The organism is Micromonospora sp. NBC_00389, from assembly GCF_036059255.1.
GTDB lineage: Bacteria > Actinomycetota > Actinomycetes > Mycobacteriales > Micromonosporaceae > Micromonospora.
Map to the genome: position 1 here is coordinate 4,335,888 of NZ_CP107947.1, position 24,979 is coordinate 4,360,866.

Here is a 24,979-nt window from a genome sequence, read left to right on the forward strand (position 1 = left end):
ACTTCTGCCGATGACAGTGCGTCCGCCGCGCGCGGGATTCGCCGAGATGGTGCAGCGCTATGCGGCGCACATAGTCGAAAGCTGAGAATGGTCCAGCCGTTGGCGGAGAATACAGTCTCCGACGTGTCGAGGAGACCGCTGGCCACGGGCGGAAGACTCTTCTGGTACCTCGGATAGCCCATGCGCCCGGTGTGGACGATTGCGAAATCGAAGGTCTTACTGACACCCTGTACGCTGCCGTCCCATGAGCCTCGGGGGGCCTCGTGTTCGGGTAGTGGTGGCGGTTGTGGTTCTCTTACTACTCCCGCTTCTCCTCCTCGGCACCACCGTTGCCAACTGGGTGGCGGTTGACCAGGCCGTCGACACAGCGCTCCGGCACGATTCCGGGGCTCATCGCTACTTCATCGAGACGTACGGGTCTGGGATACGCGGCTTCCTAGTCCTCGGCGCGGTGCTACAACTCGGGATCGCCGTGGCGCTGTTGAGCGTGGGGGCGGCGGTCCTGGAGGACCGCCGTTCGGTGAAGGCCCTCGCCATCACCACGCCATGGGTCACGATCTGCTGCGGACTCGGAGCACTCACGATCAACCCGGTCACCAATGTCAGCTGGGTCGGTGAACCGGACGGCGAGTCCATTGTCGGCAACCACTTTCCCGCCTGGCACTGGCCCGTGCTGTGCACGCTGCTCGTGCTCATCGTGCTGTGCTGCGTGACCACGACCATACTGTTCGCCACCACTCGGTCTGCTGAGTTCCGGCAGGCGAGAGACCCCGCTTGAGCACGTCACCACGTTGCCGCGTCGCTACGTCCGCAGCGAGGCGCACCTTGCCGACGCCCGAAAGCGTGCTTCCCGATCTGGAGATCACTCACCGTCTCGCCGAAGGACCCCAGCCGATCGGCGGGTCCAACGAGCAATCCCGCCTCTTCGAACACTGACCGCTGTTAGAACAGCACTCTGGGTGCACTGTTCTGCCGCGATCCGCGCGGTCATGCCGATGACAGGCCGTCTTGCCTCTATGAAAAGGTGAGGATGTGGCTTCCCCGCTGATCCGTTCGGCAAGACAGTCGGAGCTCGATGACTTGGCCCTGCTCGAGGTCCAGGCTGGCGAGCTCTTTCACTCGGTTGGCATGTCAGAGGTGGCCGACCATGTCCCCGATCAGCAGGCCCTGAGTCGAAGTCAGCAGCAAGGGCTGATCTGGGTTGCCGAGGAAGACGGGAAGATCGCCGGCTACATCGTGGCAAGGGTGCTGGACGGTAATGCCCACATAGAACAGGTATCGGTAGCTCCCACTCACGCTCGGCGGGGCATCGGCCGCCGGCTCATATCGCACCTCGAGACATGGGGCAGGCGCAACGATCGGCCAGCGACGACCCTGACGACATTTCGCGACGTGCCCTGGAACGGCCCCTACTACCGGACACTTGGGTACCGAGAGCTACCCGGCGCGGAGATCGGACGCGAGCTGGCAGCCGCGATGCAACACGAAGCGTCGCTGCCCGGACTAGATGCTTCCCGTCGCTGCGCGATGATCAAGTGCAACGACGACGTTTCTTGACGTGCGTCGTCAGGTGCCGCCGATGGTCGCCCTCCCCACGTGCATCCTCAACTGCCGCTGATCGCGCGGTCAAGCCGATGAGCGGGCGTCTGGAGCCGCTCGGACGACGTCCGCGCCTGCCTCCCGTCACGACAGTGCGTAAGGTCGGGACATGCTCGAGTCCCAACGCGAAGCCGTGCCGCGCAACGACGGTGGCGAGTTCGACACCGCCCTTGCCTTCTTGTCCTTCGCTCGATCATGCGTGCTGAAGAAGGTCGCGGGATTGAACGAGGAGCAGCTGCGGCGCCGCCTGGTCGTCTCCGACACCACACTGCTGGGCCTGGTCCAGCACCTGACCGACGCCGAACGGTACTGGTTCGGTTACACGTTCGCCGGCGACCCGCGCTACGCCGACGTCGACTTCGACATGGTGGTCGAACCGGACCGGTCCGTGGACCAGATCATCGCCGGCTACCGGGCTGCGATCGCCGAAAGCGATGCCCGCATCATCGCAGCCGCTGGCCCCGACGTTTCTCACCGCGCAGCCGGTCGGTGACGCGCCTCGTACGCTTCGCTGGGTGCTCGCCCACATGACGAGTGAGACCGTCCGGCATGCCGGTCACGCCGACATCCTGCGGGAGCTTATCGACAATGTCACCGGCCGGTGAGAGGTCGCGACTCGGGCTCGCACGCCGTCCGGTGCTAGGCAGCCTCGTCGGGCGCTCGGGGGCCACCGGTCCGAAGGTTCGGCCAAGTGACGGTGAGGAACGCACGGATCTGCCGCTGACCGCGCGTCACGCCCAGTAAGGGTGGACGCGCCGGCTCACCGTCCGGTCGTGCCGATGAGCGCGCGTTGTCCGGGCAATCACGATCGCCTACAGCTGCGTCCGTGCCTCCTCCACCCAGCGGAGAACACCCAAAGCATCGCAGGCCCCGGCGACCGCGCCCGCCTCCTCGACCAGCGCCAGCGCGTCGTCGCGGTGCCCCTCTCCGGCGCTCAGGTAGGCCAGCGCAAGCAAGCCCGCGGCGACGCCGGGTGAGAACCCGATCTCCCGGCGAAGCCGTACAGATTCCTCCAACCGCTCACGCGCCGCACTACCGGCTCCGGCGGCCATGTCCGCAAAGCCGAGGTGCCGAACCGCATACGACAGCGTCAGCTTGTCACCGGCTTGCGTCGCCAGCTCGTACGACCGCGCAAGAGCCGGAACCGCGCCGTCATTGTCACGCCTGACCACTTGGTGGAAGGTGCCGACCCAGAACAGCGCCTCCGCCTCGCCGCGCACGTCCCTGAGCAGTTGATACAGCTGCGCCGCACGCTCGAATAACGCTAGCTCGTGCGGATCTTCGTTGCCGTCCTTCAGGAACCGCGCATGAAGGATCCGGCCACGGGCCAGGGCGAGATCTGCCTCGACTCCGTCCAGCTCCCGCTCGGCGATCCCCAGCGCGTCGGCGTCGCCGCCGAAGACGGCCCGCTCGTATAGCAGGCGGGCGTGTTCGATTCGTTGTTCACCGCTCATCGCCGCCCCGTCTCCCAGACCCGCCTGTCGGTTGCGTATCGCCCGACGCGGATCCTTCGTGGTTGCATCCGTGGCCCCGGAGCCTAGAGTGCCCGGCGGGGGCTAGCCAGCCCCGGTCGAATGCTCGCTCATGCCGCCGGCCGCTCGATCGCCAGGCAACTGCCGGTGGATCGCAGGTCAAGGTGCGAGCCGCGCTAGAAGCTGAGCGGCACGGCCTCCACGTAGAACTCGGCACCCTCGACTGGATGCCGCGATGTTAGGTAGTCGTCGGCGGCTTGCCGGGTGAGGAACGCCCCGACGGGCGCAACGGTGCCACTCTGACCGGGCCAACTCGTCCTGACCATGACGACGTGCAGGTAGGCGTACTGCGGGTCTGCGACGTCCGTTGGTCGATGGCCTGCCCGCACCGCGGCGACGACCTCCTCCAAGGAGGAGGCGAGGCCATGACTGAGGCCGCCGTCGGCTCCATCCAATGACCGCTGCACCACCGGCTTTCGGCCTTGGTCGAGCCAGACGAAACGGCTGATGTCGCCGGCGTCGTCATCCTCGTGCCACCCGACAGCCATCGCCACGACCCAGTCCAGCGAGTCCGCCGTTTCCAGCGCGAATACCCGATCATCCATGCCTCGCAAGCCACCGGGCATCTGCTGCTGGATGCGCTCCTGCTCCACGCCGCTGGGACAGCGGATCACCAACCCGTCGTAGATCCAGCGGACCTTCTGCGCTGACACGGGCTTGAACAGCACGTCGATGCGGGTTGGGTGGTCAGACGACCGCGGCGAGCGCAGCAGGAGTTGGCCGTGGCTGACCGTCTGCGCCCACAGCCGGAACCTGCGGTGTGACCGGAACAGCTCACGGCCGGGAGCGAAGCGATCCGCCGTGTTCAGCCAGTCCTGCGTATACACCCACAAGATCCTGACATAGGCGGTGCCTGCGGACGCAAGGCCGGCGACAACATCCGCTACTGCCGCCGACCGAGCGTTAGCCAACGCGACAGACCTTCGCGGAGGCTCTGCGTCCGAGTTGTCAGGGTCGGTTGTGCACGAACCACGCGTCACCGGCGGGCAAGGCAACGGCGACCTCCCACCGGCTCAGGTCGAGGTTCGGGGCGAGCGCCTTGAGCTGGCCGGCCGCGGTCCACGCCTCGTCACCCGGCGCCGGGCGACGACCCACCTGGAACTGGAGCATCGTGCCCCACGACGCGACCAAGCGGGCGTCCCACCGGTGACGCCACTGCGCCAGCACCTCGGCGAGCGTCTGCCGGTACTCCCGGGTGAGCGCACCGTAAAAGTCCACCCAGTACCCCGAGCTGCGGACGTCGCTGGTGGGCAGCAACATGAGCAGGACCCTGTCAGGCGTGTACCAGTAGTCGGTCTGCGTCATGAACCGCACGCTGCCAAGCACCCGGGCGTACAGGTCGACGTCGGCGAGCAGCCGATCGTACAGCGCCCGCTCCAGCGCCTGGCGCGGAGTCGGCAGCACCACATCCGACACCAGGGCCGTCAGGTCGACGCCGGCCATGCCACGCGTGTAGTACTCGACCTCGCCCTCGTCGACCTCGTCGTCCTCGCTGTAGTGGCGGTAGGCCAGCCAGGGTTCGGAAGACTCCGCGGCCTCGGCGAACGCACGCAGCTCCGACTCCGACGGACCCGGCTCGGGCTCGGGCCGGATCCTCAGCGTGTCGTCGAAGTCGTCGGTGACCATGACGGGCCGGCGTCCGATGACCGGCACCAGTGCGTCGGCAGCCTGCCAGGCCTCCTGCAGGCGATTGGGGTCGACGTCGGCGACGAGGACGGTGCCCGACGGGCCGTGCCCGATCGGCAGGCCGGCCAGTGGCGTGCCGACGAAAGCCGCTTCGATCTGGTCGAGGTCGTTTCGCACGGTGAAAGTGTCTCCGATCATCGACGCGACGCGGCGTAGAGATGGGTACATGCAGCACCGCCCAGGTCTGGTCGAGAGATTCCTCGCCGTGACCGGATGACTGTCACCGCCCTTATGCCACCCGCAGAACCCACCTTGACCGGACCCTGACCCGTGAAGCTCGATGATTCTACGACATACCAACCAGCCGACGGACGACTGACTGCAGCGCGCACATCTGCCGCTGACCGCGCGACTTTGCCGAATACAGGGCGTCCGGGTGAGGAGGGTCGGTGGGAGTTTGAGCGGCTCAGTGAGAATGCCGGTATGCCGCTGACGAACCCTTGGCTTGCCGGTCCAACTCCTGATCGAGACCTGCCGCGCGAGCAGCTCGAAGAACGCATCCTGAATCTGCTGTCGACTCACAACCTCGCTGTGATCGCCACCGTCAACAAGGACGGCAGCCCTTCCGCGACCCCGGTGCGCTACTGCAGCCTGGGCTTCGAGATCTTCTACACCAGTTGGAATGCCTCGGTGAAGTCCCGGAACCTCAAGCGCGACCCGCGGATCTCCGCAGGGATCGTCGCGCCCCTTGTCGGACAGTCGAGCAGCCGCGGGGCGCAGCTGTTCGGCAGGGCACGGACTCTAGAGCGTGACGACCCCGAGGTTGAGCAGTATTGGGAGGCGTTCCGGTGGCAGTCGGACCACGTTGAGCAAGGACGCTCCCTGAGGGAGCCGCCCACCGACCCTCTGACGATCATCACCCCCAACCGCATCCTTTACACCGAGCACTGGCTGCGACGCGCTGGATACCGACCCCGGCAGACCTGGCGCCCTGCATAGGCGCTGATACCCGCTGCTGGCACCCCTCTGTGTCATCCATGAAGGAGCGGGGCCGGTCAAGGCTGGGGTGTGGCGGGTCAGGGAAGTGACTTTTCCGAAGTGTCGATCTCGGGGTTCAGGTCGGCCGCGCTGGATTGCAGAGTCGCCCCCGCGTGTCCTCCCGGACCCGTCCTGACCAGCTTCGCGTCGGCCATCATCTGCCGGTAGACGATGTCGGACAGGCGCCGCTTCAGTGCCCGTAGGGCCTCCATCGGGGGCGCAGGCCAGATGAGAGCCACACAACCAGCGTGGGCAGCCGAGATGAGAGCGACAGCCCGGGCGCCTCGACCGAAGCCGGGCCGGGCCGGGCCGGGGTCGTAGGTCAATGAAACAAGTAGCCGAATTGAGTATGCCACTCGTGTTGGTTACGGCGATGTGCTGCCCGGCCTCGGCCGGCGCCGCGCAAAGGCCTAGGGCGAGCAGGGGCGTGCCAGCCCAGCGATCGGTGATACATCGTCTCCGGGGGCATGCCGGTCATCGTCCGAGTGTCTCCCGCCGCATCGCATGGCGTGCTCATAGCCGCGCACAGAGAGCCAGTTGGTCACCTGGATGGCCCACTGATCTAGCAATCGGCATGCCTCTGCGCCCGTCGAGCAGTGCGACTCGACTGCATGCGAGCGAGTGGAACGTCCGCAACTGCCGCTGAGCGCGCGTGGCGGAGCGTGACGGCGGCCGCTACCGCTCGGCATCCTGATCTGTCGAGATGAGTGCGTCCTAAAGGGTGTGTTTGTCGAGTTGGGCGCGAAATCCCGGTATCTGTCTCGATACACGAATTGCGCGGGAGCATCGATCTGTGACTACGGTTGAGTGGCGCGGGATTCGAGGTATCGCTGTTCGGGCAGGTTCAGGGCGCCTTGGGCGGCGAAGTGGTAGTGCTCGCGCGCTGTCGCGTGGTCGCCTGTGAGGTCGAGCAGGTGCGCGCGTACCGCGTGGATCCGGTAGTGGTGGGTGAGCGCGGGGTCGGCCTCGGCGGCGGCGAGTTCGGCCAGTGCGGTCTGCGCGCCGTGGACCATCGCCACGGCGACGATGCGGTTGAGCGTGACCATGGGGCCGGGCGCGATGTTGCGGAGCAGGGTGTACAGGCCCAGGATTTGCGTCCAGTCTGTCTCCTTGGCATGGGTGGCTTCGTCGTGCACGGCGGCGACCGCTGCTTGTAGTTGGTACGGGCCGATCGGGGCGGTCGCCATGGTGGCGCTGATCAGGGCGGTTCCTTCGGCGATGGCCGCGGCGTTCCATTGGGAGCGGTCCTGTTCGGCCAGCGGAACCAGGGAGCCGTCTTGGCGCGTGCGTGCGTGTCGGCGGGCGTCGGTGAGCAGCATGAGGGCGAGCAGGCCGGCGATCTCCCCGTCTTGTGGCAGTTGCCGGTGGAGTTGGCGGGTGAGCCGTATGGCCTCTGTGGTGAAATCGACGCGGTGCAGCGACGGCCCGGAGCTGGCGGTGTGTCCCTCGTTGAACACCAGGTACAGCACGTGGAGGATGGCGGCGATCCGCTCGTCCATCTCGGCCGGCGGCGGAATCTGGAACCTCAGGCCGCTGGCCTTGATCCGCTGTTTCGCCCGGCTGATTCGCTGTGCCACGGTCGCCTCGGGGACGAGCAGCGCGCGGGCGATCTCTGCCTTGGTCAGCCCGCCGACGGCGCGCAGCGTCAACGCCACTTGCGATCCGCGGGTCAAGGCAGGGTGGCAGCACATCAGCATCAGGGTGAGCGAGTCGTCGGCTGCGGGGGCGGCGTCCCGGCGGGGCTGGTCGAACTCGGCGAAGGCGTCCTCGCGGCGGCTGCGAGCGGCCTGGTTACGCAACAGTTCGATTCGGCGCCGGGACGCCGTGGTGATCAGCCAGCCCTTCGGGTTGCCGGGCACACCCTGCGCCGGCCACTGCACAGCCGCCGCGAACAGCGCTTCCTGGGTGGCGTCCTCGCAGTCTTCGAAGCCGCCGTAGCGCCGTACGAGCGCGCCGAGGACGTGCGGCGCAAGCTCGCGCAGCACGTCCTCGACGGGTGGCGTTGTCATAGGTCCAACGCCCGGATGTCGAACACCGGACGGAGTTCGACGTAGCAGCGTTGGGCGTCGGATGCTTTCGCGGCGATCTCGATCGCGCGCTCGTGGCTGTCGCACTCGACGAGGTAGAACCCGGCAACGTACTCCTTGATCTCCGCGAACGGCCCGTCAGATGTCACCGTCCGGCCATCGCGCACCGACACCCGTGTCGCCAGCGACTGATCAACCAGAGCCTCGGAGGCGATCAGCTCGCCCGAGGCGAGGAGTTCCTCGGTCAGCCGAAGATGGCTCTTACCGAACTCGATCCGCTCCGCCTCGGTCAGCGTCTCCCAGACCGCGCGGGACTGCTCGTTGCTCTGGATCAGGATCAGGTACTTCATCAACGTTCTCCATGTGGGGCGGACGCGGGCCGGTAGGTCACCTTTACCACGCCGTTGTCGAACACGGTCGATTCCGTGAGTATGAGCTCGACCCGGGCGTTGTCGTCAAACAGCCGCAGACCGACGCCGGCCAGGATCGGAATGATCAGCAGACTCAACTCGTCGAGCAGCCCGTCCCGCAGCAGCGAGCGCACGAGCGCGGTGCTGCCCTGGATGAGTATGTCCTTGCCCGGCTTGGCTTTCAGCGTGGCGAGCTCCGCTGCGAGGTCGCCGTTCAGCTGCGTCACCGGGCCCCAGTCCAGGCCCGCCGCTTTCGAGGTGACGACGTACTTCTGCGTGTCGTTGAAGAACTCCGCCGACCGGTTGCCGCGTTGGTCGGGCCACCGTGTGGCGAACTCGTCATAGGTGCGCCGGCCGAACAGCAGTGCGTCCGTCTGCGCCATCGAGCTGGTGATGCTGGCCATGACGTCGGCGTCCAGATACGGGAACTGCCACCCGTCCGGCGCGTCTGCCACCCCGTCAAGCGACATGAACAGACCCGCGATCATCTTACGCATCATTACCTCCTTCGACACCCCCGTCGGGCGCCTCCAGAAGAGACGTCGATGCTGAACGCCCGAGTTTCGACATCGCGGCTCGTCGAGCGTGCTCGCTGGCCCAGCGACGACGGCTCACGCTCATGCCGCGATCCGCGCACTATGCAGCGTCACGCCGAGCTGGCCCGGTTGCCGTCCCGACGTGCCGAGATGAGTGCGTGTCTGCTGTGGAACTTCGACGACGATCAGCAGCTGGGTCAACGCCTGCCGCGGCTTGCCGCCCTGTTTCTGGAATTAGGTGGCCTGGCCTGCCGTGGTCACCGCATCGGTCGTGGCGGTCGGACGTTGGGTCATCCGAGCCACCGGTCGAACCATGCGCGGGTGCGGCGGAGTACGTCGAATTGGTGGTTGCGTTCGCGGATCGAGTGGTTCTCTCGGGGATATACGACGTACTGGTGCTCGACTCCGAACCTGCGTAGCGCGCGGTGGAAGAACGCCGCCTGTGATACCGGGACGTTGGTGTCGTTCTCGCCGTGCAGGATCAGCACCGGCGTGCGGATCTTGGAGGCGTACGAGATTGGGCTGAGCCGGTCGTGGCGGTGTGGACCTGTTCCTTCCCAGCCGCTGCTGCCGCCGAGGGCGGACTCGAACGGCTCCTGTTCTCCGGTTGCGGCGAGCATTCCCCAGTCGCTGATGCCGGCTCCCATCACGGCGGCCTTGAACCGGTTGGTCTGCCCGACCGCCCAGGCGGCCATGAACCCGCCGTGGCTCCAGCCGCCGATGCCCAGCCGGTCCGGGTCGGCGACGCCGCCGGCGATGAGCAGGTCGATGCCGGCGCAGATGTCGGTCCACTCGTCGAGGCCGACGGCACCGGCGACGCGCACCGCGAAGTCGTGGCCGTGCCCTTTGCCGCCGCGCGGGTTCGGCAGGAACACGGCGTAGCCGGCGGTCGCCAGCCACTGGCCGGACGGGTCCCAGCCGAGCATGAGCCGGTCGGCGTGCCGGTGGTACGGGCCGCCGTGGACCAGTGTCACCAGTGGAAAGGGCCCGTCCTTGTGGGACCGGCCGGCGGGCAGGATCAGCAGGCCGTCGAGGGCCAGCCCGTCGGATGCCTCGTATGACAGGCGTTCCTGGACACCCCACCGGATGTCGCGGAGTTCGGGCCTGAGGTCGGTCAGCCTCGTCAGCGGCCCGCAAGTGGGGCCGGCGTGGACGTTTCCGGGCTCGTAGGACGTGCTGACGACCGCCGCGACGGCGTCACCGTGCCGGTTTGTGGTCAACGACGTCGCGAGGCCGTCGACCCGGGACAGCTCGACGAGGGTGGGCCCGACCGGATCGAGCCGGTGGATCGCGGTATCGAGCCCGTCGGCGACCAGCGCCAGCGGCGGACCGGTGTCGACCTGGACCAGGTTGCTCGGGCAGCCGGTCGTGCCGGCGGTCAGGTTACGGTGCGCGCCCACCGGCCCGCTCACCGGTACGACGACATCGAGAACCGCGTGTCCGCCCACCAGAGCGGGCGGGGTCTTCGCGACATATGCCAGGTGCCAGCCGTCGTCGGCGGACCACCAGACGAGCGACGACGCGTCCGCCGCGGCCGGGCCGAGGTCCCGCGTCACGCCGCTGTCCGGGTCGAGGAGGTGGAGACCGGGCTTGACCAGGCCCGGGTCCACGTCGGGGGTCGACCAGGTGAGGACCGCCAGCATTCCATCGTCGGGCCGCTGGGCCACCTCGACGACATGGCGATCGCCGAACGCATCCGGTGTCCGGATCTCGCGGCTCCGTACGTCGAGCAGCCGCAGCCGGTCCGGGCGTACGCGTTCACCCCACACCCGAGCGTCGTCACGCTCCCTGCCCCGACGTTGGTCCTCAGCGGACGGTTCATCGGCTGCGATCACGATGACCAGGTCGGCATCGGCCAGCGGGAGGTGCCCGGACACCCCACCGGCCCAGGACGTGACCGCCTCCACGACACCGTCGACCAGCCCGACCCGGTGTACTTGCGCCGTGCCACGCTCGGCCCGGTCGGAGAGAAAGTAGACCAGCAGCGAATCCGCGGCCCACCGCGGCGCCGAATCGTGCGCCTCACCCGAAGTTAATCGTCGCGGCGACCCGGTCCCGTCGGTGGCGGCGACCCAGAGTTCGCTAACGGGGTGATCACCAGCCCGTCCGACCGGGGCGACCACGTAGGCGACCCACTTGCCGTCCGGCGACAGCGCCAATGCGCGCGGAACACGACCGTCAACCACCAACTCGGCGGTGAGCTGTGTACGGGCCACCGATGCACAGTAACGATCGATTCCCACGGTGGCCAGCCGCTGCCGCAACGCCTCCGCAGCATGGCTGCGGCGTCCTCGCAAGCAGCCCCGATCTCGACAAACAACGCCAGGAGGAGACGATCTCGCTACTTGATCGGACGCGCACATCTGCCGCCGACCGTGCGTCATGTGGACGACTACGCCGTTGTGGCTCGGGCATCGACGGTGTGCTGCTGGTTTGCTGCGGTGCGCCGGACGACCTGGATACCGCCGGTCGTGGTGGTCACGAGTGCCACGGATGCGGCGACCAGCAGCAGGGTGGTCTCAGCCAGGACAGTGCGCATGTACTCGCCCCCGTTTGCGGTGGCGGACAGGTACTGCACGGCTGCGATCAGGTTGAGGGGTACGGCGACGATCGCGCTCATCCGCCACCACGCCACTGGCGCTGTGGGTGCGACCGGTGGTCCGGTGCGCCAGGCCCGGATGAACCAGTTGGCGACGCCGGCCCAGGCGGTAAGCAGCGTGAGAAGCAGCAGACAGAACATCGCTGCGGACAGCTCGCGAAGCGGCACGATGCTGTCGAGCATGTCCACCGTGCCGGACCCGTCGTGGGTCACTACGCCGATCCGGTGCTCGTACGCCGCGAGGGCGACGATGGTGTGGAAGACGTCAACGATCGTGAGGGCGACAAGGGCGGTCACGGCGGTGCGGGCACCGGGCATCTGACGACGATAGCTGAAGGTGAAACATCGCTTGAGCGTTGATCCTTGGTTCACGGGTCGCCTCGTAGAGTCCACGCTCGCGTGCACGGATCTGCCGCGGATCGAGCGCGTAGGCGGCCGATGCGGCCATCACCGTGCGTAGCTAAGCCAGCTCGACAGATGTGCTTCGCCGGTGTGAGTGCCCGGGTAAGGGGCTACGCCCAGGGCGGGATGTATCGGCCGACGTAGTCGTGAGCACGGGGGAGCGGGTCATGCCAGTACTGGTTCGGCATGCGGTGGTGGTGCTTCTCGCAGAACTCAGCGAGACTGTCTGTGATCTTGATGCGTTCTAGCGGATGGCCTTCGAAGTCTGTGTTGACCGCCAGCAGTTGCGGCTCGGGATTCCAGCCCGAGTGGTCGAACGCCCAGCCATCCCAGGCCGCGTAGGTGTGGAAGACGTGCCGCTCGCCCGGGAAGCGCACCGCGGTTATCTCGATGGGCCGGTCTGGATAGGAATCCCGGCAGACCCAGGCGAGGATGTGACACGCTCCGGCAGCGAAGAAGGCATGGTCCGTCCGTTCCCATGCGACCCGCTGGTCTGATCGCTCGATCGACGTCCGACGAAACGCTCCCGCTGCTTTGGCTGCCACAGCCCGGACGGTAGTGGATGAGCCGACGCATCCGCTCACTGCGCAGACTCATGCCGCCGAGCGCGCGCCTACCAGCCGCTACCGCCCGACTCTGCCGATGAGCGAGCACGTCGTTCCGCCCGCCCGCCGAGAAAACCCATTGCGAGTGGCCGGCACCGGATGTCTGGTTGATCGGCCACCAATCACAGGAGGGAACATGACGCCCATGTCGCTGCCCACCCCCACGCTGCACACCACTCGCCTTAGACTGCGTCCCTTCGACGACGCGGATGCGAACGACCTCTTCGCGCTGCACAGCAGCGCCTACGTGCTGCGCTACTGGGACGCGTCACCGTGGAGCGAGCGCGTGCGTTCTGAGCGGTTCATCACGGCTTGCCGGCAGATGGCAGAGGGGGGCACCGGGGCGCGGCTGGCCGTGGATCGTGACTCCGACGGGGCGTTCATCGGCTGGTGCAGCCTGAACCGGTGGAATCCGGACTACCGCAGCGCATCGCTGGGCTACTGCTTCGACGATGCAGCGTGGGGCCACGGCTACGCGACGGAGGCCGCGCGCGCTTTGCTGCGGTGGGCATTCGACACGCTGGACCTGAATCGCGTCCAGGCTGAGACCGATACACGCAACGTGGCATCTGCCCGCGTGCTGGAGAAGCTCGGGTTCGTGCGTGAAGGGACGTTGCGGGAAGACTGCGTCGTGAACGGCGAGGTCTCTGACTCGTGGGTCTACGGGCTGATCAGGCGAGAGTGGCGGCCGTCGTCCGAGCCGGTGCCCGCCCGCTGAGTCCTCGCTCCCTCGCGCGACGTCGCCCGGCATCCGGGCGCTTCGCTTCGCTGCGGCGAGGGGCCGGCACCAGGCACTCTCATGCCGCAGACAGCTTGCGCTGCGGCCATCCGGACATGCCGCAGAGCGGGCGGGTTACGGGACATCGCGTACAGGTCCGATCTGCTGGACCTGATCGTGGTCACGGCATCAGATGGACGCGGATCCGTCTGGCCGTAACCGCCGCATCCTCCAGGATGGCCAGACGGGGCTCGGCGGATTCGAGCAGGTGTGGATGACGCAGTAGCGCCAGTGGCGACAGACGCCGGTCTGTCAGCACCGCGTCGATCATCGACCGGTCGCCGCCACAGACCAGGGCACTGACTGCATCGTGAGGGTCGGCGATAACACCGGGCGCGTGGGGCAGCATGATCCGCGCGGCGATGTCCGCAGCCCGCTGAGTAGCAGCCTGGGCCTGGTTGGCGCGGCGACGTGCGTAGCGCTGCTGCGAGGAACCGCCGGCCGCGGTGCGACCCTGCACGTAGAAGCGCTCGACCTTCGAGACGGTGATGGTCGTACCGTCTGCGACGCCGGCGGCAACCGCGCCCTTTCGGGCCAGCAGCACGGCGATCCGGGGCGGTCGGATGATGCGGGTCAGCAGCGTGTCGACATCCTGCGCGTCGGCAAGCCCCGGCGGCGGATACAGCGTGGCGGTATCACCGTTGCTCACGCCGGTCAACACGAGGCCCTGCTCGGTGGCGCCGTCGTGGCGGCTGTAGAAGCCGTCGAGCCAACCACGAATCCGCTCCGGTGAGATCTCCACCCACCGCCCGCCACCCGCGGCGGGTCGCGCCTTCACCACGTGAACACCACCTATCGGGAACGGCCGGCCTGCACCCACCATGCTCACATGAAGCGGGTCGCGCCATCGAACACAGCCCAGCTGATGCCCGGTTCTGTCGAATTGAGGGCGTTGGTCGCAGTCTCATGTTGGTCTTCGGCACGGAAGGACTCCCTGAGACCGAACGCTAAGATCGCCGGATGCTGTTCAAGGCGGACCTGGGCAAGCGGGTCGACAACCTGGTCGGCGCGGTGGACAGCCGCGACGACAAGCGGTTCTTCGCGGCCCTGCGGGGCATCGTGGGCGCCACGCCGAAGGCGCGCCCTGACGAGGTCGACGCGGCCCTGGCCAGGTTGACTTCGGTGCTTGCCGAGATCCCGCTCGGGATGGGCGGCGACCTGGCCCAGATTGCCGGCAGCATGGCGGACTACGGCACCGATGCGGCGGTGGTGGTGCCGACGCTTGTCAGGCGGGCCACCAACGCGTTGGAGCAGGCGGCACGCTTCGCCGAGTTGTACGGTGCGGTGTTCGGGGACCTGCCCGACCCCGATGATGCGGAGCAGATCGGCCCGACGATCGGGCGGTTCGTCGAGACGGCGCCCAACCGGGGGATGGCCGAGCCGGACGCCTATAACCTGGTGCAGGCGTGGTTCTCCGGCGGCAATTGGGTTCAGCCGGTGCTGTATCTCTCGCAGCGCAAGGACGTGCGGGCCGTGCTGCCCGAGCGACCGCGGCTTACCGCCGCCATCGACGCGACGCGTGAGCACATCGGCACGGCGCATTGGTTGTACGGGCTGATGCTTGTCCTGGACGACGAACCGCTGGTCGTGCTGCACCGCGCGACCCGACGCGGCTATCGGGTGACGATAAGCGGCGTCGGCGACAACTTTCAGCTGCACACGCTCCTCGCCGCCGCCCTGATCGGCGACGAGTCGCAGGGCCTGGTGCCCGGTCAACGGCCAAGCGCCGCGGAGATCGCGGCGGCCTCCGACGGCGAGGACCTGACACCGGCAGGCGGCATCCGAGGCAACTTCAACCTGGTCGACGCCCACGGCGAATGGATCTGGAACGAGGGCCGTCCCGCGGATATCCCGAAGCTGGAAGGAAAGCGAGTCGTCGTCATCGATCCGCCGCCGTACCCGCGGAGCTGGAACGCCGGCCGGCCATACCCGTTGATGCGCCCGACGGTAACCGTTGATGGCATGCTTCCGGCCGATGAGGCCGCGCATTGGCTCGGTCTGGTCAAACCTTCGCAGCGCGGGTAGGCCCTCACACGGTTCCAGCCTGACAGCGCCATGAAACCTTCGCAGCGGTCGGCTGGCGCTACGAGCGCCGACGCCCGCCAGCTGCGCTGCCGAGTATGTGCCATCTCGAATGATCGAGGCTGACTTGCGTTTCTGCCGCTGGTCCCGCGGTCGCTGGTGGAAGCGCGGCGGGCAGCGGGTTTATGGTGGCCGGATGCTTGACCTGAGCCGGCTAGACCTGGAGGAGATCGCCGCCGCGCTCGAGGACCAGACCGACTACGAGCACCGATGGCTGATCAACCCCCAGACCGGCGAGACCGTGTTCTGGACGACGGACGGCGGCATCGATGGACACGCGCCCGTCGACCTTGGCGATCTCGACCTGATCGGCATCGATCCGCTGCCGTCCTACGTCTGGTACCAGGACATGGCCGACTTCGCTGAGAGGATCAGTGACGCGGTGGCCGGCCGCCGACTCGCGCGAGCTATCCAGGGCAAGGGGGCCTTCCGCCGGTTCAAGAACGAGTTGCACGAGGAGTATCCGCACCTGCTGTCGGCGTGGTACGCCTTCCGCGGCGTGCGCGCGAAGCGGCGGGCGGTTGAATGGCTGGTCGACAACTCGCTGGTCGACGACGAAACGGGCGAGCGTTTCGTGGCCGAGCACCGAGATCTCGACCTTCCATGAGCTGGCGCCCGCGCCGCGCGACTTCCTGTACGACGAACGCACGCATCTGCCGGCGACTGGGCGTCACGGTGCGTCACGAATTCGCGGTGGCACTCGAGGCGCGGTCGTGCCGGTGACCGCGCACCCAGACAACGTCCGCTCGTGCCGAATTGAGTGTGGTCAGTGTGTTTGAGTCGCCCAGACCGGCTGCTGGGGCTCGTCGTTGTGCACGATGATGTTGGCGTGATCGGTCGGGCGGACCGTAGCGAAGTAGAACTGTTGGGAGGGGATGTAACGCCAGCGCCAGCGCCGTTCGACGTCGGCCCGAGTTAACACCCGGCGCTCTCGGATCACGGCACGATCGACAGTCTTGTCGAGGGCGGTCGACACGAAGATGCGCAGGTCCCACCGATCAATCAGTTCCGGGCGCATGAGGAAGACGCCGTCGAAGATCAGCACGGCGTCGGCGGGGGCAGTCGTGACCGGCGGGGACAGTGCAGTATCCGCTGTGCGGTCGTAGACCGCGTGTTGGAAGCGTCGATCTCCGCTTGGGCCGAGCGGAACCCGGTTCAGCGCGTCGTAGTTGTGGGTGTCGAAGTAGCAGCCTTCGGCCGAGTACTCGCCGCGCGGATAGCGCTGTGCCCGGGGGAAGAGGAAATCGTCGATCGTCGCGCGGATGACGTCGCGACCCTGTTCGCGCAAGGCGACGGCCAGCTCATCGGCGAGGGTGGTCTTGCCTGCGGCGGGCGGTCCGTCGATGGCAACCCGCATCGGGTGTGCGACTGTGACGGCCCCGACTGCCTCAGCCAGGCGGCCGAGCATCTCGTCGCGGGTGCCTTGGTCCATGCCCTGCCCCGTCCTAGTCTCGCGAAGGTCGCCATGTCGAGCCGACCTTATGCGCGCCAGCCCTTTCGCGCCTGCCAATGCCCGAGTGAGCGAGATTGCTGCATGCGGAAGTGGCTGCGGTCGTGGCGCAAACGCACTGTCATGCCGGTGCTGGTCGCTCGGTATTGCGTGACCGTTCTGCCGCGTCCCGCGCGGCCATCCGGTTCTGCCGCCTGGAGAGCGTTGCCCACCGACTGTAGTTGTGACGCACCGTGAGGTATGACTACCTCTCCTGCTTCCGGTCCCGGTGTCGTCTCTCCTGATCGTGTCGTTCTGCGTGCAGAGGCCTCTGCCTATCTCGGTCGGTACCGAGGTGACTCGCGGCTGCACACCGAGTCCGACCTGCGGATCTTCCTGACCTGGTGCACCAGCCATGATCTGGATTCGCTGTCGGCCACGCGCGCGGACATCGAGCGGTACGTACGCTGGCTCCAGGACGTGCGCCGCTTCCAGCCCTCGACCGTCTCTCGCCGCCTGTCGGTGGTGGTCGGCTTCTACCGTGTCTGCGTCATCGACGGCCTCCTGCCGCACTCGCCGGCCGACTACGTGCGCAGACCGGTGGTGCCACCGGAATCGCCCACCCTGGGCTGGGTCACCTGCAGTTCGAGGCCCTGATCACCACCGCACGGCAGTCGGCCAACCCGAACGACTTCGCGCTGATCGCCATGCTCGGCCTGCTCGGGTTGCGGATCTTCGAAACCTGCGGCGCCAACATCGGTGACCTCGGAGAGGAACACGGCCACCGCGTCCTTCGCGTCCGCGGCAAGGGCGGCAAAGTCGTCCTCGTTCCGCTGCCGCCTGCCGTGGCCAGGGCCGTGGGCCATGCGGTCGACGGTCCGATCCTGCGCAACACCCTCGGAGCGCGGATGGACCGGCATGCGGCAACCCGCCGGCTCAAGCACCTGGCCGCCACCGCCGGGATCCCGATGCCGGTACCGGCACCTTTCGGGCCGACGGTCGAGGGCTTGACCTTCGGTGGGTTAAACGGTGGTGAGCAGTGCGTCGAGCGGCCGCGGCAAGGTATCCCGGCCAACTGCCGCCTCAGCGAGCAGGCGTGCGTAGCGCAGGTTGCGGCGCGAGCTGCTGCGCAGGAACCGCCACATCTGGGCTTCGGGCTTCTGGCCGCGCCAGGCGGGCTGGCTCTGGAATGAGCGGAACGATCGGAGGTCGCCCTGCGAATCGAAGAGTGCTTCGACCCCTGCGGTGCCGACGGCGCGGATCAGCTCCTCCTCCAGATCGTTGACGCAGACGTAAAACCCGAGGTGCTCCATGTCGGTGCGCGTCCGAGGTGAGCCAACGTGGGTCACGTTCAGTCCGCGCCGGAATATCTCCTCCTCACGCAGGTCGCACAGACCGGCAAGTCGCACCCGGGTGACCAGGGGGCCCAACCTCGTCAGGAAGCGGCCGATCGCGTGCGCCCCGCCGATCGGCACGATCACGACCCGCTCGGCCTCGAGATCCCGGCCGCGGCCCACTGCGGCCGTTTCCAGTGCGATCTGGTCGCTGATGCCCTCGACGAGCACCACGGCTACGGCGGACTCGACCTTCGCTAGGGCGCGGGCCGTTGCCCGGATCGAGGCGGCATTGCCACCCAAGTGGCCATCGAGCGCCCTGCGGGCAAGCTCGCGGCCCTCGGTGACATCCATGGTGGTTTCCCGTCCGGTTGTGATAGCAGAGAACTCTCGCGCACATCCGCCCAGCGGCCTGGTCGGCCATTTGAGTCAACGTCGGCGTCACCGCCTACGACGTGTACGCCAACAACGCGCTGCTGACCACGGTCGGGGGCTCGGGTGGGTTACTGGCCTATGCGTCCATCGATACGCTCGCGCAACAGGTCGACGTGATCCATGTTGCGGGCGTACTCCTCGATCATTCCGACCAGCACCTCGCGCAGCGACATCGGCCCTCCACCGCTGCCATGCTGATTCAAAGGCTCGGTGCCGGTGATGTCGAGACTGGGCGCCGCGGCCATAAACCGCGTGGCGAAGTCCACCTCCGCACGCCATGCGTGCCACGCTTGCGCAACGACTTGGGGGTCGGGAACAGCACCATCGAAGTCACCGTCACGGTCGGTGTCGCAGCAGAACAGCCGGGGCAGGTGCTGTCCCGCCATCAGCCCCCGGAACGTCGCGCGCTCCACCTTGGCCAGGTGCCGCGCCAGCCCCAGCAGCGACATCGTCGAAGGCTCGACGGAACGCCGCGCCATCGCCTCCGCATCAAGACCTGCGCATTTCATCTCGAACATGAGGCGTTGACAGCGCATGGCTTCGACCAGCGTGGTGCGCTCGTTGCCCAACCTTGGTCCGTTCTCACGCGGGCCGTCGTCGGACGGCTCACCGTCCGCGGTGAACATGTCGGCTCGTCGGGTCGTGGCCATGGCCGCAATCATCGGTAATACGCCTATCGGTCGACCAGGGATTTAACTACGGCCCATCTCGTCGACAAGCTTCGCACCCGATACCGCTGAGCTACGCCGCGGCCGGCTGTGTTAGCGGCCAGGTGGGATTCCCCGCTGGCGGCCAGTTAGCGGGGGAGACAACTGGCCGCCACCCGTTACTGAGTGTTAGACGACGCGGGTGAGATCCATGGTCCAGTTGGTCCGCCAGGTGGAGCCGTCGTCGTAGGAGAACGCCTGCTCCCAGCGCGCGGTGTCCGGGCTCGGAGTGGTCCATTCGAATCGGATCTTCACCGCGTGGCCGCCCAGGACGTCGTCGCAGAAGAATCGGCCGCGGCCGTCGCTGAAGGAGTGTGCGCTAGAAGGCGTCGCTTGAGCGATCGGCGAACTACATCCAAGTAGTTCGTTCCAGTCCGGGCACCCTGGCTGACCTAGCCGAGAGGCGAGCGGGGCTCAGCTCGACCAGTACATGACTGGTTCAGCCGAGGCCGGTCCCGACTACGCCGAATTCAGGTCATTCCCCCGACGGGTCCAATTCGCGCAAAACGCCTGGCCATTGAGGTTTGACCGTTTAGCGCGTAGGGTCCAGATGTCGCTCAGGTCCCCAGTGGCTGACAGTCTGCAACGCCGCGCGGACGCAATCACGCCGAGGCGACCACGACCGAGCAGACCGCCGTGTGCAGAAGTTATCAATGTGTCAGGCCGGGACCCTGCTCACCTGCGTCGTGGTCGGTACCGGTTGACGGTATTTTGCGCTGTAGCGCGATGCCCGCCTCTGAATGCACCGGTCACGCTCTGCTCGCGAGTCGGCTGAGCCCGGCCGTCATCGTCGCCCGAACCGCGCTGTCGAGTCCACTTTGCACCGAGGACACCCACGCGGCCTGGGTCAGGCCGGGCTCGACCGGTCCAAGGAACTGAGCACGACGTCCGTTCGGCCTGGCCACGGATTGCGGTCCTGAGTCATCTGGCCGCACCCCAGACGCGAGAAGAGAAGTCATGGAAACAGCACAAGTCCGAAATGACGCCAGTCGCCCGGCCAAGCAGAAGATCTGCATCGTCGGGGCCTCCGGAAAACTCGGGCAATACATGGTGCAACACGCGCTTGACCGCGGCTACGAGGTCGTCGGCGTGTGCCGGGAAGGCAGCGTGGGCAAGCTCGACGCGTTCAAGGGCCGCATCACCGTCATTCCGGGAGCGACAGACGACCGCGACGTCATCAGACGCGCGGTTACCGGGTGCGACGGCGTGTTGACCGTGTTGGTTCCGCGAGGGGTCCACCACTACTCGGCGGGAACGGCCCAGGCGGTCCTCGACCACGCACGTCCCGGAGCACGCCTCGTCTTCTCGTGCGGGTGGCACATCACGCGCGACGGCCGGGACGTGTACTCGTGGAAGCTCAAGGCCATCGTGAAGGTCGCCGGTCCACTGGCGAAACTCGCTCGCTTCGCCGACCTCGACGACCAGGTGGAAGCCTGCCGCCGGGTGTTCGCCAGCGACACGCGGTGGACCGTTGTGCGGGGCAGTGACCTGGAGGAGGGCGACAGTCAGGGCCTACCCGTGTGGAGCGAACATGCGGGTGACCCGATTCTCAAGAGCAACATCACGCGCCGAGTGGACTTTGCCCTATTCATGGTTGAAGCCCTCACCGACGACGAGCTCGTCCATGAGGCACCGGCAATCGTCGGCCGCCAAACACCCTCGGCACTCGCGCACGCCGTCGCCAATCGGGACGGGTCGACATGAGCCCAGCAAGACCGAAAGGAGCTCCGATGACCTCGCTGAGGAAGATCGCGCTCGTCGCGGGCGCGCTCTACCTGCTCACCTTTGTCTCGATCCCGACCCTGGCTCTCTACGGTCCGGTGCGCGAACCGAACTACATCGTCGGCCCCGGCCCGGACACTGCCGTCATGGTCGGCGGCGTCCTGGAGATGATCGTGGCCCTCGCCTGCATCGGCACCGCGGTCGTGCTGTATCCGGTGGTCAAGAGGCAAAACGAAGCGGTCGCGTTGGGCTTCGTCGGCGTACGGGTCCTGGAAGCCGCCACCATCGTTGCTGGCGTCGTGATCCTGATGTCGGTCGTGACCTTGCGGCAGGCCGGAGCCGGAGCAGATGCGTTGGTCACCGGCCAGGCGCTGGTCGCCATGCGTGACTGGACCTTCATGCTCGGCCAAGGCTTCCTCCCGGCCGTGAACGCCCTGTTGCTGGGCTTCCTGCTGTACCGGTCGCGCCTGGTGCCGCGGGTTCTTCCCCTGCTCGGATTCATCGGAGCGCCCCTGCTCGTCGCTTCCGCCGCCGCCACGTTGTTCGGCCTCTGGGAACAGGCGTCCGCGCCGTCGGCGCTCCTGACCATCCCGATCGCACTATGGGGAGCTGTCCCTTGGCGTCTGGTTAGTGGTCAAGGGCTTCAAGCCCTCACTCATCACAACTGGCATGGGCGCCACCAGCACCCCGCCCGCCAGCCGCGTCCCCACCCTCTCTGGGCAGAGCATCTAACCGCCGAACACACGGCCGGGGCCCACAAGGCCCGGCCGCTGTCCGCGCCGCCAGACGGGCGCGACGCACGCTTCTGCCGCCGACCGGGCGCGGCTCTCAATAGTTGATCGCTGCGGCCGAACGTCCGGACGTGCCCGATGAGAGTCCATCGTTGCTGAGAGTGCATCGTTGGGCATCAGGCTATGGATGCTGACGCTAGCCGCTTTACACGACGCGGACGTGCAACGCCGTGGCGTCCGGTTCCGAGGCGAACCGCGCAGCGAACTCGTCCTGCAACGAGAACAGCTCGGCCATGGGCGCCGGCCGCCGGGTGGTGCCAGCGAGGTCCTGGTGCGCTTCGCGCGACCACAGAAACGGGTAGACCGTCATGCCGTGCGACAAGGGCAACCCGCGTGTCTCCTCTTGCCAGCCCGGCCAGCGCAGGGACTCGTAGAACTGGCCGGTACCACCCTCGGCGATCCATGACAGCCAGGCGCCGTGACCAGCGCCGAAGGACTCCCACTCCAACGTGTCCGGCCCGAAGTAGCACACCTCGCCGGGCTCCCCGGGGCGGCCGATGGTCGCCGGATCGGGGCCGTTGACCTCGAATCGTCCGCCGAGCACGTCGTAGCCGACCACCAGCGCCGCGGGCGCCTGCTCATCGCCCGGCAGGCCGTTGACCTCCGCCAGCGAGGGCAGACCGCGCTCGCCACCACCGCCGAGCACACGCAGCCAGCCGTCGTCGACCAGCAGACCACCGGTGTGCAATGCCAACGCACCCAGCCGCGACCGCGTGGAGACCTGCAGGCGGTACAGGCTGTCCCGCCCGACGGTTGCAGAGACCGGCAAGATGTTGATCTGCGGATTCGACAGCAGTTCCATCTCGAGCGCTGGCCACGCCGGATCGGATGTAGCCGTCAGCTCCTCTACGGTGCGCATCCGATCATCATGCCCCGGCCGCTGCACGTCGGCGAAGTGCGTCCCGCTGACCCGCTGACCCCGGTCGAGCAGCCTGACTGCCACCAGGTGGAGTTGGTTTGTGGGGTCGTGCGGGGACGCCCTCATCTGGGCCGCGGTCCTAGGGCAATGAAACAAGTAGTCGAGATCAGTGCGTTCATGGGGTCAGCCGACTCGCCAAGCGGCCGGGTCTACACCGCCGGGCACCGGCGCCGCCGAGTCGTAGGGCTACCGAGTCGTAGGGCTACCGGGTCGTAGGGCTACCGAGTCGGCCGCAGCACGTAGGGGGCCGGCCCCCAGTACCAAGGGCCAGCGAGGTTCAGCAGCTCCGGATCGACCGCGGGCAGCGGCGCCACGGCGCCGGGATCCGCGGCTCCCGCTCGGCGACCGTCCGCACCAGGTCAGCGGCGGTTCGCTGGGTAGACGAACGCCCGGTCGAAGTCCGCCGTCGTTCGCCACCGCCCGTCGGCGTGCGTCGCGGTTTGTTACTCCGTTGGGCGTGCACCCACGCCCCGTCCCGGCCCGCGGTGGTCTGCGCCACCGTGATGGCCAGCCTCACCGCGTGGACCAGCCCACCGATGACATCGCCCTGCTGGCGATCCGCGCCGCCGAGGGCAACCGCGACCGGGTCCTGATCACAGCGCTGACCAGGGCCGTCAGCCGGCCTCGTGGTTCCGCTCCGGCTCAGACCCGTCTCTGCGCGGTGACCCGGACTCGCCGCTCGGTCCCGGTCCGGCCCCGCCGGTCGGGTCCGGCCCACCCTGCTCGCCGGTCAGCTCCGCGTCGGGCTGATAGCGGTACGCCGCCTCCCGTACCGCCGAGTCGGACTCCAGTCCGGCGCCGAGCGCGCCGCCGACCGTCGCCAGCGAGCTGGCCAGCCAGCCCAGCTTGACCTGGTGGGCGACGCCGGCCGGTCGGCCGGTGGATTCAGCGAGCAGGTCCCAGGGGACGAGGGCGATCGCCCCGATCATAGTCAGCGCGGCGAGCGCCACGTACAGCGCGAGGACGCCGATCACCACGGTGAGCACGGTGACCACGTTGAAGAGGACGACCTGCTCCCGGGCACCCGGGTCGCGCGGAACCCGCTCCCAGAGGCGCGCGCCGAGCACCATGGTCAGCACCACCGCCAGGACGGAGCCGGCCGCGAGCAGGCCGAGCCGCAGGTTGCCCAAGGCCGCCGACAGCTGCCAAATATCGGCGCTCACCAGGGCGAGGACGGCGGTCGCGAATGCACCGACCAGCAGCCGGGAGAGCCGGACGGCCAGCCGCCACGGCCGGTTGGCCCGGAGCATGCCGAGCAGCAGCCGCAGGTTGCCTCCGATCACCCCGGCCAGCAGGCCGATGCCGGACGCCTGGTGGTTCACGCGCGCGCCGAGTTCCTGGGCCCGCCGTCCGGTGGCCAGGCGCCGCCGGCGCGGGCCGGCCCGTACCGGGTCGCCGACTGCGTCGGTATCGCCGATCAGTGCCGCGAGGAGCCGGTCCCCGGCCTCGGCCATCCGCCGGGCCACGGCGACGGGGCCGAGCGCGGGCATGGAAAGGACCGCGACGCCGTGGGTGGTGCTGGCGTGCGCGACCACGGGCCGCCGCGCGGTCTGCAACGGCAGGTCCGTCACACAGAGGACCAGACTCCAGCCCTCGGCCAGCATCCGGCGCCGGGTTGCCTCGATGAGCTGACCGAGGTCGGCCGGCCCTTCGACGAGCCGTGCCACCTGGAGGCGTACCGCCCAGTCGACCTCCGGGACGCGGCGGCGGAGCCGGTCGGCGAGCTCCGTGGCGGCCTCCCGCGCCAGGTCGGCCGCGGCCCCGGGGGCGGCCACGACACCCACGACGACGGACCCGCGCCCGGTCACCACACTCCCGGAGCCGGCCCGGCCGCTCCCCCGGGCGTGGCGCCGGTCCGTGGCGCCGTCGTCAACACTCGAGGTCGTCCTTCAGGATGCTCATCGCCATCTTCAGCCGCTCGGTGTAGAGCGGCAGCAGATCCTCCTTGATGGCCGCCCCAGGCCGGCTCGTCCACCGGGTTCAGGGCGTACGTCCACTCGATGCTCGTGGTGCCGTCCTCCTGGTCGCTGACGTACCAGGACCCCTCGATGCTGTCGACCACCTCGCGCAGCCGCTGCGAGCTGAAATTGTCGACCCGGTACGAGAACGAGTTCGGCGGCTCCACCGTCAGTAGTTCGTCCTCGTTGGTCGAGCCGTCGTCAGAGGTGTTCGTCCGGCGCACGCCTGGGGTGTTCCAGCCGGTGGTGACGCTGCTGGCCACGATTGCCGGCGAGTGTCCAAATCTGGGAAAGATGTGGCTCAGGTCGACGTCGATGACGTACTCGAAAACCTGGCCGATGGGAGCGTTGATGGTACGGGTGACCCGGACGAAGTCGTCCCCCACCTCGGTGCAGTCCCGGTCGACGCCCATCGCCGCCTCCCGTCCCTTTCGGCCTGGTCCAGCTAGT

28 protein-coding genes and 1 pseudogene are annotated in these 24,979 nt (G+C 67.7%); 10 read left to right on the top strand and 19 right to left on the bottom strand.

Going from position 1 to position 24,979, the window contains the following annotated elements; all coding sequences use genetic code 11:
* Positions 1-244 precede the first annotated feature (244 nt).
* The 3 genes and pseudogenes from OG470_RS20575 (at position 245) to OG470_RS20585 (ending at position 2,204) form a co-directional block, all read left to right on the top strand.
* Entirely contained in the window at positions 245-778 is a 534-nt protein-coding gene (locus OG470_RS20575; RefSeq protein WP_328414574.1) for a hypothetical protein, read from the top strand.
* Positions 779-1,032: 254 nt separating this feature from the next.
* Positions 1,033-1,557 (top strand): GNAT family N-acetyltransferase, encoded by a 525-nt coding sequence (locus OG470_RS20580; protein WP_328414576.1) that lies wholly within the window; start codon positions 1,033-1,035, stop codon positions 1,555-1,557.
* Between the two features lie 151 nt (positions 1,558-1,708).
* Positions 1,709-2,204, top strand: a pseudogene (locus tag OG470_RS20585) (DinB family protein).
* A 207-nt stretch (positions 2,205-2,411) separates the two neighbouring features.
* On the opposite strand, the gene OG470_RS20590 reads toward OG470_RS20585, so the two are convergent.
* The 3 genes from OG470_RS20590 to OG470_RS20600 form a co-directional block, all read right to left on the bottom strand.
* Positions 2,412-3,053, bottom strand: a complete 642-nt coding sequence (locus OG470_RS20590) for a tetratricopeptide repeat protein (RefSeq protein WP_328414578.1) — start codon at positions 3,051-3,053, stop codon at positions 2,412-2,414.
* A 194-nt stretch (positions 3,054-3,247) separates the two neighbouring features.
* Positions 3,248-4,042 carry a hypothetical protein gene (locus OG470_RS20595; protein WP_328414580.1) on the bottom strand — a complete coding sequence of 265 codons (795 nt, stop codon included), beginning with the start codon at positions 4,040-4,042 and terminating at the stop codon, positions 3,248-3,250.
* A 37-nt stretch (positions 4,043-4,079) separates the two neighbouring features.
* The gene (locus OG470_RS20600) at positions 4,080-4,934 is read right to left on the bottom strand and encodes a DUF4253 domain-containing protein (protein WP_328414582.1); all 855 of its coding nucleotides are present in this window, start codon (positions 4,932-4,934) and stop codon (positions 4,080-4,082) included.
* Between the two features lie 306 nt (positions 4,935-5,240).
* Here OG470_RS20600 and OG470_RS20605 point away from each other — a divergent pair, with 306 nt between their 5' ends.
* Positions 5,241-5,756: a pyridoxamine 5'-phosphate oxidase family protein gene (locus OG470_RS20605; RefSeq protein WP_089013234.1), complete on the top strand. Its 516-nt coding sequence runs from the start codon at positions 5,241-5,243 to the stop codon at positions 5,754-5,756.
* Between the two features lie 77 nt (positions 5,757-5,833).
* Here OG470_RS20605 and OG470_RS20610 read toward each other — a convergent pair whose 3' ends face one another.
* The 7 genes from OG470_RS20610 to OG470_RS20640 form a co-directional block, all read right to left on the bottom strand.
* Positions 5,834-6,034: a hypothetical protein gene (locus OG470_RS20610; protein WP_328414587.1), complete on the bottom strand. Its 201-nt coding sequence runs from the start codon at positions 6,032-6,034 to the stop codon at positions 5,834-5,836.
* 558 nt (positions 6,035-6,592) lie between these two features.
* Entirely contained in the window at positions 6,593-7,804 is a 1,212-nt protein-coding gene (locus OG470_RS20615) for an RNA polymerase sigma factor (RefSeq protein WP_328414589.1), read from the bottom strand.
* On the bottom strand, positions 7,801-8,172 hold the full coding sequence (locus tag OG470_RS20620; RefSeq protein WP_328414591.1) for a YciI family protein: 372 nt from the start codon (positions 8,170-8,172) through the stop codon (positions 7,801-7,803). The genes OG470_RS20615 and OG470_RS20620 overlap by 4 nt, the downstream gene beginning before the upstream one ends.
* Positions 8,172-8,729 (bottom strand): dihydrofolate reductase family protein, encoded by a 558-nt coding sequence (locus tag OG470_RS20625; protein ID WP_328414593.1) that lies wholly within the window; start codon positions 8,727-8,729, stop codon positions 8,172-8,174. The genes OG470_RS20620 and OG470_RS20625 overlap by 1 nt, the downstream gene beginning before the upstream one ends.
* A gap of 329 nt (positions 8,730-9,058) precedes the next feature.
* Complete coding sequence (locus OG470_RS20630) at positions 9,059-10,984, bottom strand: S9 family peptidase (protein ID WP_328414594.1); 1,926 nt, start codon at positions 10,982-10,984, stop codon at positions 9,059-9,061.
* A 176-nt stretch (positions 10,985-11,160) separates the two neighbouring features.
* The gene (locus tag OG470_RS20635; RefSeq protein ID WP_328414596.1) at positions 11,161-11,685 is read right to left on the bottom strand and encodes a hypothetical protein; all 525 of its coding nucleotides are present in this window, start codon (positions 11,683-11,685) and stop codon (positions 11,161-11,163) included.
* 194 nt (positions 11,686-11,879) lie between these two features.
* The gene (locus tag OG470_RS20640) at positions 11,880-12,314 is read right to left on the bottom strand and encodes a hypothetical protein (RefSeq protein ID WP_328414598.1); all 435 of its coding nucleotides are present in this window, start codon (positions 12,312-12,314) and stop codon (positions 11,880-11,882) included.
* A gap of 205 nt (positions 12,315-12,519) precedes the next feature.
* On the opposite strand from OG470_RS20640, the gene OG470_RS20645 reads away from it, so the two are divergent.
* Positions 12,520-13,092 (top strand): GNAT family N-acetyltransferase, encoded by a 573-nt coding sequence (locus tag OG470_RS20645; protein ID WP_328414600.1) that lies wholly within the window; start codon positions 12,520-12,522, stop codon positions 13,090-13,092.
* Positions 13,093-13,273: 181 nt separating this feature from the next.
* Here OG470_RS20645 and OG470_RS20650 read toward each other — a convergent pair whose 3' ends face one another.
* A complete protein-coding gene (locus tag OG470_RS20650; protein WP_328414602.1) occupies positions 13,274-13,933 on the bottom strand; it encodes an acVLRF1 family peptidyl-tRNA hydrolase in 660 nt (219 codons plus the stop codon).
* Positions 13,934-14,112: 179 nt separating this feature from the next.
* On the opposite strand from OG470_RS20650, the gene OG470_RS20655 reads away from it, so the two are divergent.
* On the top strand, positions 14,113-15,177 hold the full coding sequence (locus OG470_RS20655) for a hypothetical protein (protein WP_328414604.1): 1,065 nt from the start codon (positions 14,113-14,115) through the stop codon (positions 15,175-15,177).
* Between the two features lie 109 nt (positions 15,178-15,286).
* Positions 15,287-15,841, top strand: a complete 555-nt coding sequence (locus OG470_RS20660) for a UPF0158 family protein (RefSeq protein WP_328414606.1) — start codon at positions 15,287-15,289, stop codon at positions 15,839-15,841.
* Between the two features lie 159 nt (positions 15,842-16,000).
* On the opposite strand, the gene OG470_RS20665 is transcribed toward OG470_RS20660, so the two are convergent.
* Positions 16,001-16,666: a cytidylate kinase family protein gene (locus OG470_RS20665; protein ID WP_328414608.1), complete on the bottom strand. Its 666-nt coding sequence runs from the start codon at positions 16,664-16,666 to the stop codon at positions 16,001-16,003.
* Between the two features lie 258 nt (positions 16,667-16,924).
* Here OG470_RS20665 and OG470_RS37295 point away from each other — a divergent pair, with 258 nt between their 5' ends.
* On the top strand, positions 16,925-17,320 hold the full coding sequence (locus OG470_RS37295; RefSeq protein ID WP_442930927.1) for a site-specific integrase: 396 nt from the start codon (positions 16,925-16,927) through the stop codon (positions 17,318-17,320).
* On the opposite strand, the gene OG470_RS20670 is transcribed toward OG470_RS37295, so the two are convergent.
* From OG470_RS20670 to OG470_RS20685, 4 genes are all read right to left on the bottom strand, one after another.
* Positions 17,248-17,583 (bottom strand): hypothetical protein, encoded by a 336-nt coding sequence (locus tag OG470_RS20670; protein ID WP_328414610.1) that lies wholly within the window; start codon positions 17,581-17,583, stop codon positions 17,248-17,250. The two genes, OG470_RS37295 and OG470_RS20670, sit on opposite strands and share 73 nt — an antisense overlap.
* Before the next feature lie 102 nt (positions 17,584-17,685).
* On the bottom strand, positions 17,686-18,351 hold the full coding sequence (locus OG470_RS20675; RefSeq protein ID WP_328414612.1) for a TOPRIM nucleotidyl transferase/hydrolase domain-containing protein: 666 nt from the start codon (positions 18,349-18,351) through the stop codon (positions 17,686-17,688).
* Positions 18,352-18,500: 149 nt separating this feature from the next.
* Positions 18,501-19,082 carry a DinB family protein gene (locus OG470_RS20680; RefSeq protein WP_328414614.1) on the bottom strand — a complete coding sequence of 194 codons (582 nt, stop codon included), beginning with the start codon at positions 19,080-19,082 and terminating at the stop codon, positions 18,501-18,503.
* Positions 19,083-19,268: 186 nt separating this feature from the next.
* Positions 19,269-19,394: a hypothetical protein gene (locus tag OG470_RS20685; protein WP_328414616.1), complete on the bottom strand. Its 126-nt coding sequence runs from the start codon at positions 19,392-19,394 to the stop codon at positions 19,269-19,271.
* A 702-nt stretch (positions 19,395-20,096) separates the two neighbouring features.
* Here OG470_RS20685 and OG470_RS20690 point away from each other — a divergent pair.
* Positions 20,097-20,843 (top strand): NAD(P)-dependent oxidoreductase, encoded by a 747-nt coding sequence (locus OG470_RS20690; protein ID WP_328414618.1) that lies wholly within the window; start codon positions 20,097-20,099, stop codon positions 20,841-20,843.
* Between the two features lie 26 nt (positions 20,844-20,869).
* Positions 20,870-21,700, top strand: a complete 831-nt coding sequence (locus OG470_RS20695; RefSeq protein WP_328414620.1) for a DUF4386 domain-containing protein — start codon at positions 20,870-20,872, stop codon at positions 21,698-21,700.
* A gap of 97 nt (positions 21,701-21,797) precedes the next feature.
* Here the strand turns inward: OG470_RS20695 and OG470_RS20700 are convergent, their stop codons facing one another.
* The 3 genes from OG470_RS20700 to OG470_RS20710 all read right to left on the bottom strand — a co-directional run bounded on the left by OG470_RS20700 (position 21,798) and on the right by OG470_RS20710 (position 24,942).
* Positions 21,798-22,511, bottom strand: a complete 714-nt coding sequence (locus OG470_RS20700) for a DUF2625 family protein (protein ID WP_328414622.1) — start codon at positions 22,509-22,511, stop codon at positions 21,798-21,800.
* A 674-nt stretch (positions 22,512-23,185) separates the two neighbouring features.
* The gene (locus tag OG470_RS20705; RefSeq protein ID WP_328414624.1) at positions 23,186-24,379 is read right to left on the bottom strand and encodes a hypothetical protein; all 1,194 of its coding nucleotides are present in this window, start codon (positions 24,377-24,379) and stop codon (positions 23,186-23,188) included.
* Positions 24,376-24,942, bottom strand: coding sequence for an SRPBCC family protein (locus OG470_RS20710; RefSeq protein ID WP_328414626.1), 567 nt, complete (start codon positions 24,940-24,942; stop codon positions 24,376-24,378). Before OG470_RS20710 ends, OG470_RS20705 begins: the two co-directional genes overlap by 4 nt.
* Positions 24,943-24,979: the final 37 nt, after the last annotated feature.

What these genes read in the sequence shown, in the direction of transcription:
- OG470_RS20700 (WP_328414622.1), bottom strand. Translation starts at nt 22,511, where the DNA reads ATGCGCACCGTAGAGGAGCTGACGGCTACATCCGATCCGGCGTGGCCA.
- OG470_RS20655 (WP_328414604.1), top strand. Translation starts at nt 14,113, where the DNA reads ATGCTGTTCAAGGCGGACCTGGGCAAGCGGGTCGACAACCTGGTCGGC.
- OG470_RS20635 (WP_328414596.1), bottom strand. Translation starts at nt 11,685, where the DNA reads ATGCCCGGTGCCCGCACCGCCGTGACCGCCCTTGTCGCCCTCACGATC.
- OG470_RS20575 (WP_328414574.1), top strand. Translation starts at nt 245, where the DNA reads ATGAGCCTCGGGGGGCCTCGTGTTCGGGTAGTGGTGGCGGTTGTGGTT.
- OG470_RS20695 (WP_328414620.1), top strand. Translation starts at nt 20,870, where the DNA reads ATGACCTCGCTGAGGAAGATCGCGCTCGTCGCGGGCGCGCTCTACCTG.
- OG470_RS20680 (WP_328414614.1), bottom strand. Translation starts at nt 19,082, where the DNA reads ATGGCCACGACCCGACGAGCCGACATGTTCACCGCGGACGGTGAGCCG.
- OG470_RS20675 (WP_328414612.1), bottom strand. Translation starts at nt 18,351, where the DNA reads ATGGATGTCACCGAGGGCCGCGAGCTTGCCCGCAGGGCGCTCGATGGC.
- OG470_RS20665 (WP_328414608.1), bottom strand. Translation starts at nt 16,666, where the DNA reads ATGGACCAAGGCACCCGCGACGAGATGCTCGGCCGCCTGGCTGAGGCA.
- OG470_RS37295 (WP_442930927.1), top strand. Translation starts at nt 16,925, where the DNA reads ATGACTACCTCTCCTGCTTCCGGTCCCGGTGTCGTCTCTCCTGATCGT.
- OG470_RS20590 (WP_328414578.1), bottom strand. Translation starts at nt 3,053, where the DNA reads ATGAGCGGTGAACAACGAATCGAACACGCCCGCCTGCTATACGAGCGG.
- OG470_RS20605 (WP_089013234.1), top strand. Translation starts at nt 5,241, where the DNA reads ATGCCGCTGACGAACCCTTGGCTTGCCGGTCCAACTCCTGATCGAGAC.
- OG470_RS20710 (WP_328414626.1), bottom strand. Translation starts at nt 24,942, where the DNA reads ATGGGCGTCGACCGGGACTGCACCGAGGTGGGGGACGACTTCGTCCGG.
- OG470_RS20620 (WP_328414591.1), bottom strand. Translation starts at nt 8,172, where the DNA reads ATGAAGTACCTGATCCTGATCCAGAGCAACGAGCAGTCCCGCGCGGTC.
- OG470_RS20670 (WP_328414610.1), bottom strand. Translation starts at nt 17,583, where the DNA reads ATGCCGGTCCATCCGCGCTCCGAGGGTGTTGCGCAGGATCGGACCGTC.
- OG470_RS20615 (WP_328414589.1), bottom strand. Translation starts at nt 7,804, where the DNA reads ATGACAACGCCACCCGTCGAGGACGTGCTGCGCGAGCTTGCGCCGCAC.
- OG470_RS20625 (WP_328414593.1), bottom strand. Translation starts at nt 8,729, where the DNA reads ATGCGTAAGATGATCGCGGGTCTGTTCATGTCGCTTGACGGGGTGGCA.
- OG470_RS20690 (WP_328414618.1), top strand. Translation starts at nt 20,097, where the DNA reads ATGGAAACAGCACAAGTCCGAAATGACGCCAGTCGCCCGGCCAAGCAG.
- OG470_RS20645 (WP_328414600.1), top strand. Translation starts at nt 12,520, where the DNA reads ATGTCGCTGCCCACCCCCACGCTGCACACCACTCGCCTTAGACTGCGT.
- OG470_RS20660 (WP_328414606.1), top strand. Translation starts at nt 15,287, where the DNA reads ATGATCGAGGCTGACTTGCGTTTCTGCCGCTGGTCCCGCGGTCGCTGG.